At 63.3% G+C, this 16,776-nt stretch carries 13 protein-coding genes; 8 read left to right on the forward strand and 5 right to left on the reverse strand.

From position 1 onward, the window contains the following. Positions 1–292: 292 nt before the first annotated feature. From DBO33_RS34455 to DBO33_RS34465, 3 genes are all read right to left on the reverse strand, one after another. The gene (locus DBO33_RS34455) at positions 293–2,356 is read right to left on the reverse strand and encodes a CocE/NonD family hydrolase (RefSeq protein WP_234391207.1); all 2,064 of its coding nucleotides are present in this window, start codon (positions 2,354–2,356) and stop codon (positions 293–295) included. 221 nt (positions 2,357–2,577) lie between these two features. Continuing rightward, positions 2,578–3,330, reverse strand: a complete 753-nt coding sequence (locus tag DBO33_RS34460) for a transporter substrate-binding domain-containing protein (RefSeq protein WP_199856844.1) — start codon at positions 3,328–3,330, stop codon at positions 2,578–2,580. A gap of 147 nt (positions 3,331–3,477) precedes the next feature. Next, entirely contained in the window at positions 3,478–4,374 is an 897-nt protein-coding gene (locus DBO33_RS34465; protein WP_107658770.1) for an aminoglycoside phosphotransferase family protein, read from the reverse strand. 224 nt (positions 4,375–4,598) lie between these two features. Between DBO33_RS34465 and DBO33_RS43240 the strand changes: the two genes are divergently transcribed. From DBO33_RS43240 to DBO33_RS34495, 7 genes are all read left to right on the forward strand, one after another. After that, positions 4,599–4,838 carry a hypothetical protein gene (locus tag DBO33_RS43240; RefSeq protein WP_159080672.1) on the forward strand — a complete coding sequence of 80 codons (240 nt, stop codon included), beginning with the start codon at positions 4,599–4,601 and terminating at the stop codon, positions 4,836–4,838. Beyond that, positions 4,831–6,189 carry an RNA polymerase sigma factor gene (locus DBO33_RS34470; RefSeq protein ID WP_159080673.1) on the forward strand — a complete coding sequence of 453 codons (1,359 nt, stop codon included), beginning with the start codon at positions 4,831–4,833 and terminating at the stop codon, positions 6,187–6,189. The genes DBO33_RS43240 and DBO33_RS34470 overlap by 8 nt, the downstream gene beginning before the upstream one ends. A gap of 137 nt (positions 6,190–6,326) precedes the next feature. Next, positions 6,327–7,394 carry a hypothetical protein gene (locus DBO33_RS34475; protein WP_159080674.1) on the forward strand — a complete coding sequence of 356 codons (1,068 nt, stop codon included), beginning with the start codon at positions 6,327–6,329 and terminating at the stop codon, positions 7,392–7,394. 369 nt (positions 7,395–7,763) lie between these two features. Next, the gene (locus tag DBO33_RS34480; RefSeq protein ID WP_234391208.1) at positions 7,764–8,576 is read left to right on the forward strand and encodes an SAM-dependent methyltransferase; all 813 of its coding nucleotides are present in this window, start codon (positions 7,764–7,766) and stop codon (positions 8,574–8,576) included. Positions 8,577–8,684: 108 nt separating this feature from the next. Next, positions 8,685–9,164 carry a hypothetical protein gene (locus DBO33_RS34485; protein WP_107658774.1) on the forward strand — a complete coding sequence of 160 codons (480 nt, stop codon included), beginning with the start codon at positions 8,685–8,687 and terminating at the stop codon, positions 9,162–9,164. Positions 9,165–9,179: 15 nt separating this feature from the next. Further along, positions 9,180–9,917: an ABC transporter ATP-binding protein gene (locus tag DBO33_RS34490; RefSeq protein WP_107658775.1), complete on the forward strand. Its 738-nt coding sequence runs from the start codon at positions 9,180–9,182 to the stop codon at positions 9,915–9,917. Further along, the gene (locus DBO33_RS34495) at positions 9,914–10,753 is read left to right on the forward strand and encodes an ABC transporter permease (protein WP_107658776.1); all 840 of its coding nucleotides are present in this window, start codon (positions 9,914–9,916) and stop codon (positions 10,751–10,753) included. Before DBO33_RS34490 ends, DBO33_RS34495 begins: the two co-directional genes overlap by 4 nt. Positions 10,754–10,766: 13 nt before the next feature. Here the strand turns inward: DBO33_RS34495 and DBO33_RS34500 are convergent, their stop codons facing one another. Then, positions 10,767–12,101 (reverse strand): cytochrome P450, encoded by a 1,335-nt coding sequence (locus DBO33_RS34500; protein ID WP_159080675.1) that lies wholly within the window; start codon positions 12,099–12,101, stop codon positions 10,767–10,769. 1,316 nt (positions 12,102–13,417) lie between these two features. Here DBO33_RS34500 and DBO33_RS34505 point away from each other — a divergent pair. Then, positions 13,418–15,325, forward strand: a complete 1,908-nt coding sequence (locus tag DBO33_RS34505; protein ID WP_107658778.1) for a M61 family metallopeptidase — start codon at positions 13,418–13,420, stop codon at positions 15,323–15,325. Between the two features lie 180 nt (positions 15,326–15,505). On the opposite strand, the gene DBO33_RS34510 is transcribed toward DBO33_RS34505, so the two are convergent. Next, positions 15,506–16,282, reverse strand: a complete 777-nt coding sequence (locus DBO33_RS34510) for a hypothetical protein (RefSeq protein ID WP_159080676.1) — start codon at positions 16,280–16,282, stop codon at positions 15,506–15,508. Positions 16,283–16,776: the final 494 nt, after the last annotated feature.

Genomic DNA, 16,776 nt, shown 5'->3' on the forward strand with positions numbered 1-16,776 from the left:
AGGCCGTCAGGTCGACGCAGATAGCGCGCATCTGCGTCAAGGCGATCACCAATGCCTTTACTGTCGGGCCCGCCCAATACGTTGCCTTCCACCGAATGACCGCCGGAACGGATGACCAATTTCGATCGAAGCCTAAACCGAGCACGCTGAATACAGTCCGACCTGCAGCGGCCTGCCGTAAGCAAAATCGACGGGGGGTGCTAGCGCTTCACCTCGAGTCGTCCGATCCTGGTCTGTGCCGAGGGCAGTCTTCGACCAGCAATCGCCCTACCCGCACCGAAGAATGCCCGGCTCACCACGGCGCACCGCTGACCGGAACGTTGATGAAGCTCGGCTCGTCGGGATTCAGCTCGATGTGCTGCGGACGTAATTGACTCTCTGCGAGGAAAGGGGTGAGCGCCATGCCCTTGGGGACGTTGCTCGCAAAGACGTCCACCCGTAGGCGGTGTCCGGGTTGCAGAACGGCGTCGGTCGGTGTCAAACCGATGTCGATGATGGTGGGTTGGCCGGGAACCAGCGGCTGACGACTTTCCATCGTGAGCTTCGGATACGGCACCGTGAGATCACCGTTGGCAGCGTATTGATTCCGCTCGGGGTCGAGGGCGCGTAGCGAGGCGGTGAGTTGCCCGGTGGCGAGCACGGTGGAACGGCCGTCCGGCGCAACGTCATTGAGGGTGGCGCTCCAGTAACCGTCGGTGGCGTCGAGGACGGTGTTCAGGTGCACGGCAGTCGGTCCGGAAACGAGAGTGGGTTCGGATACGGGGGCCGTGGTGAAGGTCAGGCCGTTGAGTTCGTGGGGTCGTGCGTCTTTCGTGCATCCCGACAGCAGCACCGATACGCCCGCAGTACCTACCGCGGTGTCGTTCGAGCACAAGCTCGTGATTCCTGGTTCGACCGTGACCCGTTGCGGGGCAGCGGCATTCGTGGATATGAGCGATCCGTCGTACACGCTGGTGGCACTCGTTCCACTCGGCGTGCCGCTCAAGTACATGCGCCGGTGTTCGACCCCCGGACGCGGATAGACATCGGTCGTCGACCAGGCGCCGCCGAATTGCTCGGTGGTGATCGGGCCATAGGTGTCGATGCCGTTGTCGATTCCCTTGAGCCACTTGTCGAACCAGGCGCGCTGCAGTACGTCCAGGCGCGGCGGGTGCCCCGGCTGACCGGAGTCGATGCCTGGATTGAGGTGATACGTGTTACCCATCAGCAGCTGTTTCTGACCGGGCGGTACCGAGATGCGCTGGTATATAGACGTTTGGGTGTTGGTGAATACGTCGTGCCAGCCACCGACCACGAAGGTAGGGATCCGGATCCGTTCCGGTTCGGCACGCATGCCCGCACGCAGCGCACTGTTCTCATCGAGAACCGCCGCCACGCTCGGCGGCATCGCGCCGACATCGAAGGTGGTCAGCGCACCGATCAGCAAGTCGAAGAAGGTGAACGGGCTGGCGACCCGGTCCGCCAGCCACTTCCAGTCGAACCTGCCCTGCGCGATCGACACCAGATCGGGTAGCAGCTTGGTGAAGTTCACCCCGGCCAGCCAGCCCGGAGTGAACGCGACGTTCAAACCCCCACCGGGAGCGAGGATGTCGCGCATCAGGTCGCTGCCGGGCTCGACCGGAAAGATCGCCTTCAGCGCGGGCGGCTGTTTGTCGGCGGCCTGGATCTGATTGACCGCCGAATACGACACTCCTGTCATGCCGACGTTCCCGTCCGACCACGGTTGCCTTGCCGCCCAATCGATCACCTCGACGGTGTCCTGCTGTTCGCGCGCACCGAAGAACGACAGCGTGCCCTGCGAGAATCCCGTTCCTCGCACATCGACCACGACCTGGGTGTAACCGGACTGGATGAGCGATCGATCGACGGTGAAGTTGCGCGGCAGGCCACCGCCGAGCATCTTCGTCAGCTCCGTGACGCCGTCCAGCGGAGTGCCCGACAGATCGAAGCGGCGGAACAACTCGATCACCGCGTCGGAAAGCACCGGTATCGACAGCGCCGAATCCGCGAGCATAGAAGCAAGTTTCGTGTACGGGGTCAGATTCACCAGGGTCGGAGTCGGGGTCTCGACAGGGCGTCCTGTCGCATCCGCCGGGCGGTAGACGTTGGCTTTCAACACCGTTCCGTCGCTCATCGTCAGCGGGATATCCCAGTCGATGTGCACATGCGGGTACAGCGGCGGGGCCTGATATGTCGCTGCCCATGCGGTGCCCAGTTCACCCGCATCGGGCTCTGCCTGCGCGAGAACATTCGACGAGAACGGCACAGCGAGACCGACAACCGCGGTCGCAGCGGCCATCCGCAACAAAGCGCGGGAGCGCCACCGCCACATGCGAAGTCGAGCACGGTCAGCCATAGGAATTCCCTCCGAGGCGAGCAGTAGTACCGCGAGCAAACGTCACGGTCACGCGAAATAGCCACTGCCCCAACGGACCCGAGCGACTGGGCGCTGACAGACATGCCAGAGCCCGCATGGAAGTGGCCTAGATCACGTTAAATGTTAAAGGTGACCCAGGCCATGACTCGCTTGGTCAGTTTTCATGACCGCTCCGCCCACCGCATCAGCCCAACAGACGGCTACTTGCTGACGTCGGTCCCGAAGTACTTCTCGGAGATCTTCGCCAGCGTGCCGTCGGCGCGCAGGGTATCCAACGCCTTGTCGACCTCGGTCATCAGCGCATCACCCTTGCGGGCCGCGAACGACTGCAGGCTGGCGGCACCGGTTTTTCCGGCGATCCGCACACTGGTATCGCCGGTCTTCTTGGTGTATTCGGCAACGGCGAGGTTGTCGTTGACAACCGCGTCCACCCGGCCGATCTTCAGCAGCTGGATGGCCTGCACAAAGCCTTCCACCGCCTCGATTTTCGCCCCTGCGTTCGCGGCGACCTTGGCCCAGGTGGTTGTCGCGGACTCCGCGCAGACCTTGCCATTGAGATCGGCGAGCGAGGCGATGCTGTTGTTGTCCGTCCGGGTGACAATCACCCCCTCGGAGAAGGTGTACGGCTGCGACAGCGCGTACTTGTTCTTGCGCTCGTCATTGACCGTCACCTGATTGGCGATGAGGTCGAAGCGTTTCGACTCGAGTCCCGCGAAGATCGCATCCCACGGAATCATCACGAATTCGACCTTCTTGCCGAGCTTTTCGGCGACCGCCTGCACTACCTCGATGTCGTAGCCGGTGAGTTTGCCGTCAGAGCCTTGATAGCTGAAGGGCGCGTAAACACCTTCGGTGCCGATCTTCAACACATTCGGGTCGGCACCGCCGCAGGCGCTGAGCCCGGTGGCGGCGACGATGATGAGCATGACGGCGGCGAACAATTTGCGGCGCACGAGAGTCCCTCTCCTCGGTGCACGGACAACAGACACATCCACGCACCACACAACCCGACTCAGGTAACTCCGAGGCGATCTGCCGACAGTATCCCCATCATGGTGCGCCGAGTGCCTGTACGCGGAATTGGGACTCGTCGGCATCCATCAAACGCCATGCAGAACACGATCGAGTGCCGCCCGACCTGCAGGTCCCCAGTGCGGCTTGCCGCCGGGCAGGCCCCGATCTCCGTTCTGCCCCATGAGCATCAGGAAGAGGCTCTTCATAGCTGCCAGCCCGCGGGCGCGCCGGATCGCCGCCTCATCTGCTCGCGCGTACCTGTCGAAGAACCGTGCGGCCGTGCCCGCGGGTAGCAGCACCCATGCGGCAGCGAGATCCCACGCCGGGTCGCCGGCGAACATGTCACCGAAGTCGACGATGCCCGTGAGCGTTCCATCCGCGACGACGACGTTCGCGGGATGGAGGTCGCCGTGCACCCACACCGGCGGACCCGCCCACGCTGGGGCCGCGACGGCGTCATCCCAGACGGTGCGGACGTCGGCAGCGATGTCGTCGGCGCCAACGGCTTGAAGGAAATTCTCGAAGCCGGCCGTGCAGTTCCGGGGATGGGTACCACGATCTCTACCGCTCGGCGCCTCTGCGGGTGCCGCCACATGCAGCGCCTGGAGAAAGCCCGCCAGTGTGTCGGCGGCATGGACGCCGCGGCTGATTGTTCCGTGGTCCAGCGGCTCGCCGGGCACCCACGTCATCACGGTCCAATGCTTGGGGAAGCGCTCGGACGGTTCACCGAACCGCACCGGGATCGGCACCGGAAGCGGCAGGCGCGGGGCCAAGACAGGTAGCCACCGCCGCTCTTTGAGCTGGAATTCCGGGGTTCGATCCATGCGCTGCATGCGCACAGCCAACTGGTCGCCGAGGCGCCACATCTGGTTACCCCAGCCGCCCGCTACCTCGCGAATGGTCAGCCCCGCAAGGTCTGGATGTTGCTCCCGCAGCAGGTCGCGGACCAGGTCAGCGGTGATCTCGATCTCCGTGTCGGCCATGCGAATTCACTGTACCGAGGCGGCAGGCGGCACCACACAAGCTGGTACGCGCCGCGCGCAACAAGCACACTGCGCGGACGGACGCACCGAGTGGCCGCCGGAACGCTTCGGCTGCCGCAGGCTGGCCCGGCGATATTTTTTCAAGATTCTTTACAGTAAGCCGGATTTCGGGTCCGGATAGCTACACCTCCTTTGCGCCCCCATCACGACGGGACGGAAAGGACATGGCGGTGGACGCAATCAATGTCAAGATGATCGGACTTCGGGTCAGTTTGCTGGCGGCACTAATTGTCACCGGTGATCTGTTGCCGGCCAATGGAATTCCTCGGGATCTCGCACTGCTGGCCGGACAACTGGCGATAGAGTTGCTGCTGTCCCGAGCCGATACAGCCACGAGACGACCACCCCGAGACAACCTCGACGATGCTGCATCGGATGGGACGGGCGGTGGAAGTGATGACTAACCGATCACCTGCCGATAGCGAGCAATTGGCCGCTGCGGTGGTCGCCGGTGACCGCGCTGCCTGGACCCGGTTGTACTACCTGTGGACGCCTCGGATCTATGGATACTTCCGGGTTCGGCTGCAAGACGATCTGGTAGCCGCCGAAGATCTGGTGCAGGAGACCATGATCGAGGTATGGCGGTCACTCGAGATCCGGCAGACAGCACCGCGCGAGTTCCGGCCCTGGATCTTCCGGATCGCCCACAACCGGTGGGTCCGCTATTTCAAAGCCCGCAAACCCGAACAGTCTGCCGGTCTGGCGATGGATACCTTCAACCCCGGCGATTTCGCCATCGGCGCGCTGCGGGCGGTGGAGATGCGGCAGGACTGGCCCTGGTTCATCGATCTGCTCAACGATGCGATCGAGAGCATGCCCGAGTACTACCGCGAAGTACTGCGCACCTCGCTCGCGACCGACGCCACCGGCGCCGATCTGGCCGACCTGCTCGGCCTCTCGGCCGAGGACGCGACGAAGTGGCGCTCCGAGGGCACCAAGATGTTCTTCAACGCCGCCGCGGTGACCCTGATGGCTCGCGGCACCGCAGGCACCCCGTGCCGAGGTTTCACCAGGCAGCTCACCCGGGCCGGCTGGTCCGACGGCCCGCTCGGCGAGTCCCTGCGGGAGAAACTGGCCAGGCACGTCGGCAAGTGCCAGGCCTGCCAGGAGCATCGCACGACACTGAAGAAGACGCTCGAGCTGACGCCCGTGTTCGTGCCTGTGCTCGTCCCGTCGTCGGTGTTCGCGGCCATCGCCGCGGCCACCGACCCCGACGAACAGGGCGACGACCGCAACCAGAAGCGACAGACAGCAGCAACAGCTGCCCCGATCCTGGCCGCGGTGACCAAAAAGGATCAGCCGCCAGCCCCACCAGTAAAGAAGTCTCCGGTGGGCGGGGCGATCGATGCGATCGGCAATTTCTTCGGCGTGCTGGTGATGATCGGCCTGACCATCACGCTGCTCCAAAAGTTCGCACCGGAGTTCTTCGAAAAGTTGCCCAGCACCCGTCCGGCAACGGTGCGGCTGGATATGTCCGTAGACGCCGGCACCCGCGTGCACGTCGCCCCGCTCGGCACGACGTGCAGTCCCGTTGCGGGGACCTGCTCTTCGCGATTGCGGCCGGGCACGCAGGTGACACTGACCGCCGAACCCTCGGAATACACCGAGGGTGCGCTGACCTGGATGGGTTGTCCCACCGGTCCCGATGCCCGATATCCCTGCACGTTCGTCATGACCAGCAACGTGACGATCTGCCTGTTCGAAGCCCCCTACGACGGAGGACCGCCCCTCGCGTGGTGCCGCGGCCAGCGTTAACGAACAGGGCGGTCGGTCGTATTTTCCAGGAAACGCCCGAATACCGGTGAGTCCGGCCGACACTCGGGAACGCTCGCGTCTCGAGGCGGCCGATATGCGACACTGTCGCCGTGCAGCCCGAGCGCAGGATTCACTTCGTGGGCAGCTTGCCCGCGCAGTTGGACAGTCCAGAGAAGGCAATGGCGTTCGCCGTCGATACCGCCGGTGAATACCTCGACGGCATGGTTCCGGGCGGTGAAGCGGATCCATATCGTGCCCAGTGGTACATCAGACCCATCATCGACCGGTTCAACGACATCCCGGCGCTGGCGCCCGCGCGCCGCGGTGATTGGTCGACGCTGCGGTCCCGTGACACCTTTCGCCTTCGGCCCGGTCGATCGCTGACCGAAGCCGACGTCGACGCCGCGCTCGGCTACGCGGAGGAGGCCAGGCGTGCCATGGACGCGTTCGCTGAGCTGCGCCGAACCGATCCCGGACTTCGCTTGCAGGTGGGCATACCGACGCCCTTTGTCATCGGTTTCATCGCCTTCGAGGCGCGGATGCTCACGTGGCGTCGAGGCTCGCTGGGCCGTAGTGACCGAGGCTTTCCTTATTACCGCCCGATTCTCGACGCCACCGTCCGGGAGATCGTCCGTATCCACGAGGCGTTGCGGGACAACGTCGTATTCCAGCTCGAGCTGGCCGCGGAGACCCTCCTCTGCAGCGGGCTACCCGCGGGCCTGCGGCAGGGCCCGGCCACTGCGGCAGGTCGAGCGGTCGGACGCCTTGTCGCACGGGCGCCGCATGGTTCCCGTTTCGGTGTGCACCTGTGCTACGGGAGCCTCGAAGACAAGCCGGTCGTGGCACCGCGATCGGCGGCCCCGGTCGTGGCACTGGCCAACGCGATCGCGCGATACTGGCCTGCCGGGCGGCATCTCGATTTCGTTCACATGCCCATCGGCGATGGCAAACAGGCCCCGGTTCAGCCGCGGTACTACGCTCCCCTGGCACGCCTCGAATTGCCTGACACCACGCGTGTTGTCGCCGGACTTGCGCATCCGGCGCAGCCGCTCGCGCAAGCACGACAGGGGCTGGCAGCGGCGGAGTCGGCCTTCGGCGGCCGGTTGGACGTCGCGGCACCGTGCGGCTTGGGCCGCTACAAGACCGTCGAGCGGGCGCAGTCCGCAGTCGCACACGCAGTCGCCTTGGCTGAAACCGAGACCTGAGGGCGCAGGAAAAGTCGCCGAACGATCAGATTGACTCGAATCGGTGTGCGCCAGCGGATATTTCGGACATATGGGCCCATGTGGTCCCTACGGCGGCGTCGGTCGCTGTGGGCACCAGCCGTATCGGCGCCGACTGTTCGCCGATGCCCTCGGCTGCTACCGAGGGCGGGAGTAAGTGCTGGTAGGCCTTGTCGTAAAATGTTGGATCATGTTGTCTCGGAGCATGATTCATCGAGGACCCGGACCGGGCGGCCGGTTCGGTCGGGTGGCGCGGCGCCTCGTTCGCACAACTCATACTTCCACCAGATCCGGGCACCAGATCTCTGGAGGAGCACCCGTCCGGGGTATCGATCGGCTACGGTTACACCTGTGGTCGAAAGAACCGAAGGGCCCGCGTCAGACGACAACCGAACGCCGCAACCGTTCGAGCATGGTCAGCTGAACTCTGCCCGGGTGTATGACTACCTGCTGGACGGAAAAGACAATCGCGAGATCGACCGCGACATGGGCAATGAATTGCTCTCTCGCGCACCCGAACTCAAGACGTTGGCCTGGTTCACCCGGAGTTTCATGCTCAAGGCAATCCAGCTGGCCGCGGACGCCGGAATCCATCAGTTCATCGATCTCGGCTCGGGTATCCCGACCTCGCCCAACGTGCATGAGGTGGCTCGCGAGATCGACCCGACAGCGCGAGTGGTGTACGTCGACTACGACCCGGTCGTGCACACCCACTGCGACGCGCTGCTGGCCAAGCCGGACGGTGTCACCGCACTGCTGGGCGACGTTCGGCACCCCCACGACATCCTCGAACAGCTGAAGAACCGCACCCTGATCGATTTCGACAAGCCAGTGGCTGTCCTGTTCATCAGCGTGCTGCACTATGTGATGAACTCCGAGGACCCCGCCGGGATCATCACCGCCTTCCGCGATCAGTTGGCCCCGGGCAGCTACCTGGCGATGACTCATGGCTCGCTGGATTCCGCCCCGGAGATACTCCAGGTGCTCGCCGGCACCAAAGGCACTTCAGCCCAAGTCGAGTTTCGGTCAGCAGCACAGACGGAGGCATTGTTCGCCGGCTTCGAGTTGCTCGAACCTGGTGTGGTGCCGGTACAGCAATGGCTGCGCCCCGACTTGCCGGACACTCGAATGATCATGCTCGGGGCAATCGGCCGCAAACCGTGAATTATCCGTCGCAAACAGGAGTAATCTCGAACCCGCCAATTTGTTGTTGGCCGCCTGCACATTCGAACGTGCGTCAGGTGCTGTCCCAGTCGATCCGAGGATAAACTGATGAAGACCCTCAAAACTTTCGCTGGTGTCGTGTCGACGATCGCATCGGTCGCCGCAGTTACGACAGGCGCCGCTGTTGTCAATGCCCCTATCGCCTCCGCCGCGCCCGGAGAACTCATTACCGCAGAGGTCCCCACCGTGGGCCAACTCGACGACCAGGTCGCGTTCCTGATCGAACTCCCCGGCTCCGACGCAGCCAAGGCCGACCATATGGAAGGCGGGATGGGGGCGGTCGTGGTCGCGCGCACCCTCTACAACCTCGGCTGGTACCGAGCTCCGCTCGGGTCGAACGAAATCACCGGTCCCGAAACCCACAACGGCGACGTGCACACCGCTTGGCTGCGCAGCAAGTCAGTGGGAAAACCGGATCTGGTTGCGGAAGTGACCTGGAAGCGGATCGGCGGTGTCTGGAAGCTGTCCAACAACTCTGTGTGCACGGGCGTCCAGGCCGTGGGCCTCGCTACGGGCTGCAACTTCTGACCGGCTCCGAGCGCCGTGATCGAGATCCGTGACCTCACCCTGAGCTACCCGGGCGTGACCGTCCTCGAAGTACCCGAACTGACCGTCGCGGACGGGGCACTCACCTACCTGATCGGACTCAACGGCACCGGCAAAACCACGCTGCTGCGGTGTATCTGTGGCGTCATCGCGCCTGCGGTCGGCACCGTCCGGGTCGACGGCACCCTCATCCGGGCCCATCACACCACACCGGCGACTCTTGGAATGCACCTCAACTACCGTGCCTTCGACCCACGTCACACCGCACGTCGGCACCTACGCTGGATCGCCCGCGCTCGTGGACTTCCCACGGGCCGGGTCAGCGACGTCCTCGAGATCGTCGATCTCGGCCGAGTCGCCGATCGTCGGCTCGGGCACTACTCGCTCGGCATGCTGCAACGGGTCGGCATCGCCGCCGCATTGCTCTCCGAGCCGCAAACCCTGCTGCTCGACGAACCGCTCAACGGCCTCGACATCGCGGGCATCCGCTGGATACGCGAACTGCTGCGCGAGCTCGCCGACGCCGGGACCTGTGTCCTGGTCGCCACGCACCTGCTCGACGAGGTCGAACGCAACGCCGACCACATCGTCATCGTCGGAAACCAGCGCGTGCTGGCCGACCAGCCGTTTGCCCACCTCATGAACACCCTGCGGCCTGGCGAGACCAACCTCGAAGACGCCTACCTACGCATCGCCGGGCTGCCTACCGACGTCGCGATCGGTGTGGCCCCATGAACAACCCCGGTCCGGCCACCCTGATCCGCCGCGGCATCGCCGCCGAATGGACCCGCACCGCCGGACGCAGCTTCCTGTGGGCCGTCGCTGTCCCCCTCACCTTCCTCCTGCCACTGGTCGTCACCTTCGGCATCGCCGCCGTCGCGGAACGACTCGCCAGCCTGCCCGGACAGAGTTACCTGGCCACGGTCTCCACCACCAACTCCGTGTACTGGGTGATCACCATGTCCGTGTCGGTCATGATGGTTACCACCGCCTACGCCCACGCCACCCAATGGCGCGGTCAGACAAGCGATCTCAATGCCTTCCTGTTCCCCCGGTCTTGGACGGCCGCGTTGGCCCGGTGGATCTACTACGGCGCCATCACGGCAATCTCGACGGTGCTGCTGCTCATCGTCGTCATGGTCACGCTGCCGAACCTGTTCCCCCAAATCTATGGGAATGTGGACATCACCGACTCCGCAGGCATCCGGTTCCTCTGGACTGTCCCGTGTTACGCGTTCGCCGCATGCGGCGTAGGCGTCGCGGTCGGGTCAGTGATTCGCACTCCGTCCGCCGCCGTCGCCGTGCTGCTGTTCTGGGCCTATGTAGGTGAGAACTCCATCAATCTGCTGCCCCGCGGGTCCGCCATCCAGGCCTACGCCCCGTTCCTCAACGCCGTCGCCGCAACCGGCCAGGAAGTCGCCTTCATTCCGCGCTTCGGCCGCAATGGATCTCTGGTCTACTTCATCCTCGTCGCCGTCAGCCTCTTCGTCATCACAGCCGTCCTACCGATCCTCATTCGCCGGATCTCCGGACGGCGCAGCACGGCGCTCGCTAAATCAGGCGCAGCCTGAGCCGAGCCCGTCGTCACAACTTTCGGTCGCGCGACAACACAGAGATTGGACGAACCTCGAGCGGAAGCCTGCCCATCGAGGGGATCGGACCCAGGGCTCGCGGCAGCTTCTTGGTTTTGACCGGCTGGAACTCCCACTTCGACAGCAGACTGTGCAGAATCGTTTGCAGCGCCACCCAGGCGTAATTGTTACCGATACACATCTGACTGCCCTCGCTGAACGGAACGAAGGTCTTACATTTCGACCCGGAGCCAGAGGTCGGCCACCGATCGGGGTCGAAAGTGTCCGGATCGGGGAAAAGGTTCGGGTTGCGGTGAATAGCCGCGATGCTGTATCCGATATCGGTCCCAGCCGGAAATGTGAACCCGTCGAGTTCGACCGTGCTGACGCTACGTCTCGTCTGCAGCAGTGGCGAATGGGTCCGCGTGACCTCGTTCAGGAACCGGTTCAGGTAGTCGAGTTGGTCGAGGCTCTGCGGGCTGAGGTCTGCTGCGGCGGCGATCTCCTGCTGCAGTCGCGAAGCAACCTCCGGACGATGTGACAACTCGTACATAGCCCAGGTCAGCGTGGCGGTCGTGGCGTCGATCCCGCCGAAGAGAATGGTCACCGCCTGCTCTGCCAGGAACTTGTCACTACGGTGTTCGTCACCGAACGAATACAGCAGGATGTCGAGCAGGTCGTTCCGGCGCTCACCGCTGTCGCGCCGCGCGACGAGCAGCTGTTGACAGTAGTCCCGCAGTTGCGTTCCAGCCGACAGGAATTTGCGGTTCACCGGCAATGGCAGGCTCGCCAGTTTCTTGGGCAGCACACTGCCCACTATGGCGCCTGCGCCTATGTCCGCGATCAGGCTCGAAATATGTTGCAGCTCTTCGGCATCGGGTTCGTGCGAGAACAGCGACCCCAGCAGGCTGCCGATCACCAACCCCAACAGCGCGGAACGGGTCTCGACAATCTGGCCCGGCTGCCACGTACTCGCCAGCGCATCCGCGTTGCGCTTTATGCTGGGCGCGTAGGTTTCCAACGCTGCCTTGTGGAACGCTGGTTGCAGCAGACGACGAAGATCCCGGTGTTGCTGCCCATCCGCAACGATCAGCGAATCCCCGAATATGAGACGGATGCGTTCGAAGAGGAGCCCTCGCTCGTAGGCATCAGGGTTCTCTACCAACACCCGGTGCAGTAGCTCGAAATCGGTGATGACATAGACAACGAGACTGCCGATATCGACACGGACTATTTTCCCGACGCTGACCAGATCCACCATGAACTGGACCGGGTCACGCAATATCTGGTAACCGTGTCCGAGAACCGGCAAACGCCCGGGCGCACTCGGGACGTCACGAAGTTCCACTGCGTATTGCCTTTCGTTCGGCAGGTTCGAGACCAGAGACTTCGGGTGATCGGATCACAACACAGACAGCAGCGACCGCACCGCAGTCGACCGCGTGGACCGGTTGTTCAGCGAGCTTGCCGGTGGGCATCAGAGGAGGAGCGCTCGTCGGCGGCATGACGCTGGGCGACAGCCCCGCCGATGTCGTGGGACGCCCCGGCTAGGAAAAGCGGTCCCCCCGACTCGGTCGGTCATAGCCAACTCCTGGATCAGCGTGTCGGGCAACGATCTCCTCACAACTTCGACAAACCTGCCTCGGTCTCAGACTTTCTCCGGTAGTCCGCACGGGGGCTCCCGCACGGATAGGTGACGACCGATCTGAAACACTGAGGCCTGTTGTCCGTCAACACGTTACATTAGCCGGGATATCGGCCCGGCTCCGACTTTTTGCCGAACCACCAACGGTCCGAGCGCCATTCACAGGAGAAACCACAGCTTCCCGCCGGCGTCGACCGCGGTCGTATAGTTCGCGTGAGTCTTGCGAACAACCTCACCGCAGCTCGTCCAGGTTCTCCCGCAGCTGCCCGCACCGATCATGCGTGCCGCGTTGCCGGGCAGCAGGCAGGCTCGGCCATGATCGACCCGATACCTCTCGCCAGGCGCGGATAGCCCACGGCGTGACCAGCAATGAGGCGACCGTCCAGTCGGCACTCGCAGAATCTTATAGTCGTTGCCCGCCAGCGCCTTTGCGGGGACGGTGTCCAACCTCCGCAATCGGCCCATATCCGCGGGGCGCAGCCGCATATGGCACGTACCGCACGTTGGTCGGCCGTCCAGATCCGTTGCCTGACAAGAGATTCCAACACTCGACCGCAGCCGATGAGTGCCGTTTCACACCACTTCCGGACGAACGCACGCCACCGAAGGCACAGTCGGTCCCACCAGAAGCCCCACCGGTTGCTACCGATGAGTCCGGTGACGCACTCGTCGGACCTTCCTCGCAGTCGGCGACCACACCGTCCGACCGGTATGACGTAGCCCACACTCGCTCCTCGCACACTGCGATACCAACCCTCGTAGGATCGACACTCAGTTCAGTAACTAAGGGACGCCAGCCGACCCGAACAAACTATTTGCAGCGTTGACGCCGGAGGAGGGGATGGGGCAGGCGGTCGTGGCGACCGCACCGTACGCGAACTTGTTGCCGCTATGAGCTGCATTGTTTATAACGGCAATCGGTAGGTCCTATCCTTGGCCGATGAGCATCAGCCGCCGGGGGCGGGCATTGCGTCTACTTCGTAGTGTCGACCAGATCGTCTGTGACTCGGGGAGTATCGTTGTCCAAGATTCGTATTATCGGCGCTGTCGGCGTCGTCGTTCTTCTTATCCTGGCAGGCTCGCTTTACTTCGGCTTGCGCGACAAGCCTGACGACGCCCCGGCGAATCGGAAAGCGATCTCGGTGGCGGTCGACATGACCAATCTGCCGCAACGCGTGATTCAGGTGAAGCAGACGATCCCCGTGCAGCCGGGCGAGGTCGAGTTGCTTTTTCCGCAGTGGCTGCCCGGCAACCACTCGCCGTCCGGTCCGATCGACAAGATCGCGGGCATCACCTTCACCAGCGCCGGGAACAAGCTGGAGTGGAAGCGTGATCCGGCGAACGTGTACAAGTTCAAGGTTACGGCGCCCGACGGCGTGGAATCAATCGACGCGAGCTTCCAGTACATGACTCCCACCGATTCCACGCAAGGGCGCGTGGTGATGACGCCGAATATGCTTAATTTGCAGTGGAATGCGGTGGTCCTCTATCCAGCCGGTGCTCCGGTCAGTGAGATTCCCTTCACCGCGAGCGTTACCTACCCGCCAGGATTCACGGCCGGAACCGCACTGGAGGTCGCCGGCAAGGACGGCGACACCGTGAATTACCAGACCGTTCCATTGGACATCCTGGTCGACTCGCCCGTGTATGCGGGGCGCTATCACAAGGAGTTCGACCTGGCTCCCGGCGCGAAAACCCCGGTGCGGCTGCAAGTATTCGCAGACGCGCCGGAGCAGCTCGAAGCCAAACCCGAGCACATCGAGCAGCACAAGGCGCTGGTACAACAGGCTCTGGGACTGTACGGCGCACAACACTATGACCACTACGACTTCCTGCTGTCGTTGTCGGATCAGCTCAGCTCCAACGGGTTGGAACACCAACGATCCAGCGAGAACGGCCAGCCCACGGACTATTTCACCGGGTGGGACCCCGCGGTGGGCAGCGCCGATCTGCTCGGGCACGAGTACACCCATTCCTGGAACGGCAAGTTCCGACGCCCGGCAGACCTGTGGACACCCAACTACAACGTCCCGATGCAGGACAGCTTGTTGTGGGTCTACGAAGGACAGACGCAGTATTGGGGCAACGTGCTCACCGGCCGGTCCGGCTTGCGACCCGCGGAAGTTTCTCGTGACGCGTTGGCTTCGGTAGTCGCCGCCTACACCGACAACCGGCCCGGACTCTCCTGGCGCACTTTGCAGGACACCACGAACGATCCCATCATCGCTCAGCGGCGTACGAAGCCGTACCGGTCGTGGCAGCTCAGCGAGGATTACTACCAGGGCGGGCAACTGGTGTGGCTGGGAGTGGACGCGCGGATCCGCGAACTGACCGGCAACACAAAGTCACTCGATGATTTCGCTCGCGCGTTCTTCGGTGTCGACGACAGTAAGTGGGAGACACAGAACACCTACGACTTCGACGAGGTCGTCTCGACGCTGAACGGCGTGGTCGCCGACGATTGGGCGAAGTACCTGCGCGATCGCATCGACGGAAAGGAACCCTTCGCCTCGAGCGTCGAGAAGACGGGGTGGAAGTTGGTCTACGACAACAACCCAGGTGCTTTGCTCACGGCGCAGATGAAAAAGGCTGAAGGCGCCGTCAACTACACCTACTCGATCGGTCTCAACGTGTCCGGTGCAGGCAAGGTCACCGACGTGCGATGGGACGGACCCGCATTCAAGGCAAAAGTCGGCACCGGGATGACGGTGGTTTCGGTCAACGACGCCCCTTATTCCCAAGCCACCATGGAAGCCGCGATAGAGGCGGCCAAGACCGACCCTGCCCCGATCCGATTGCAGGTGAAAGACTTCGATCAGACGCGGACCATCGAACTGAACTATCACGACGGCCTCCGTTACCCCCATCTGCAACGCATCGAAGGCACCCCGGACTACCTCAGCCAGATCCTGGCCGCGCGGAACTAACGCCGCACAGCCAAGCCGCTAAGTGGGCGTTCGACCGACCATGATCCGCAGTCGGTCGAACGCCCACTTCAGATTTGCTGTCTTGTAGCGCTTTTCGATTCATGGCAGAACGGTCGCCGCCGAGGTCGTCTCCAGCTCAGGACTAAGATCGGTCGGCGTCGGGACCCTGACCAGCGGCCGTCATTCGATGCGCTCATCGGGTGGGCGGGTATCTTCCGGGTCCGATTCGAGCCTTGTGTTCGCGGGTTTGGCGACATGTTGCAGGGCTTGGAGCAGCTGTTCGATCGCCGACTTGGGGAAGACCAGTTGATAGCCCTCGGTGTGGCTGCGGGCCTTTTTCAATTCGATGCCGAGCCGATCGAACTCGGTCACGAGATCCACGACAGGCCGGTGCTTGCGAGCCAGGTTCTGCAGCGCGCTCACGCCGCTCTCGACGTCGTCGTCCGCTGCCGCCGGGGCGGGTTGCTCGCCGGCGGGCGATCCGAGCGGGGCGGCATGGTACAGAGCCGCCGTCGCACTCCCGGGCGGCAATCCCAGCGCCTCGAGCGCTCGGTCGTATTTGGCCGCCGTGGTGGAGCTGATGGTGTCGACTTGTCCGCTCTCGATGCGAGACTGGACATTCCGGGTGGGACCACCCAAATCGTGAATGCGCTGGTGGGTTATCAGCTCATCGGGAAGATTGCGCTGCCGGAACGCCTTCAACTGCCGGCCGAACCGTTGCCCCTCCGACTCGACGCTATGACGCTTCGCGGTCTCTTCGGCGCCCATGGCGAACACCATACCATTTGCCTGTGCAGAGCTACCCATCGTGCACATGCACACCGCTTCATCGTGCACACGCGCATCGCTCATCCTCGGCCGATTCGGGCCGCGACTGCGCGTTAGACGTGCAAAGTGGCCGATGTCGAACTGGCGGACTACAGTCCGGAGGGCATTGCCTTCAACCAATGAAGCCATGCAATCTTCCCTGCTCAAGCGGTGTTTCTTGGCAGAGAACCGACTGCGAAACGGTGCAGGTTGCCGAGCATCGTGCACAGTGATGCACACTGATGCGTTGACATGGACACTCCGGGTCGTTACGTTCGTCTACTAGCGCAGGTCTTGCTACCAGACGTGAGGTAGACATCGGTATGTGGACGTTCGGCACGATTGAGCAGACTCCCGGTGTAACTACGTTTGCCTGCGCTGATCAGCCCGATCGCCCCGTTGCCCTTGCCTCGCCGTGGCCTCGGCGCTCGAACAACGCGAATCGACGATGGAAGTCTGCTTCTTCGTTCGGTATCGCGGCTTGCTGCTCGTATAAGCCTGTCGTGTCCGATCTTTCGAGCCATCGACAGCAGTTTCTCCTCCCGAGATTGATGAACGTTTCTCGAGGGGCATCGATTTCTACGACGTGCCGGGGACGGCTTCGTCCGTCAATGGCGGCAAATCGGCCATACCTTTTGGCGCAT

Source organism: Nocardia suismassiliense, from assembly GCF_900269665.1.
GTDB classification, from domain to species: domain Bacteria; phylum Actinomycetota; class Actinomycetes; order Mycobacteriales; family Mycobacteriaceae; genus Nocardia; species Nocardia suismassiliense.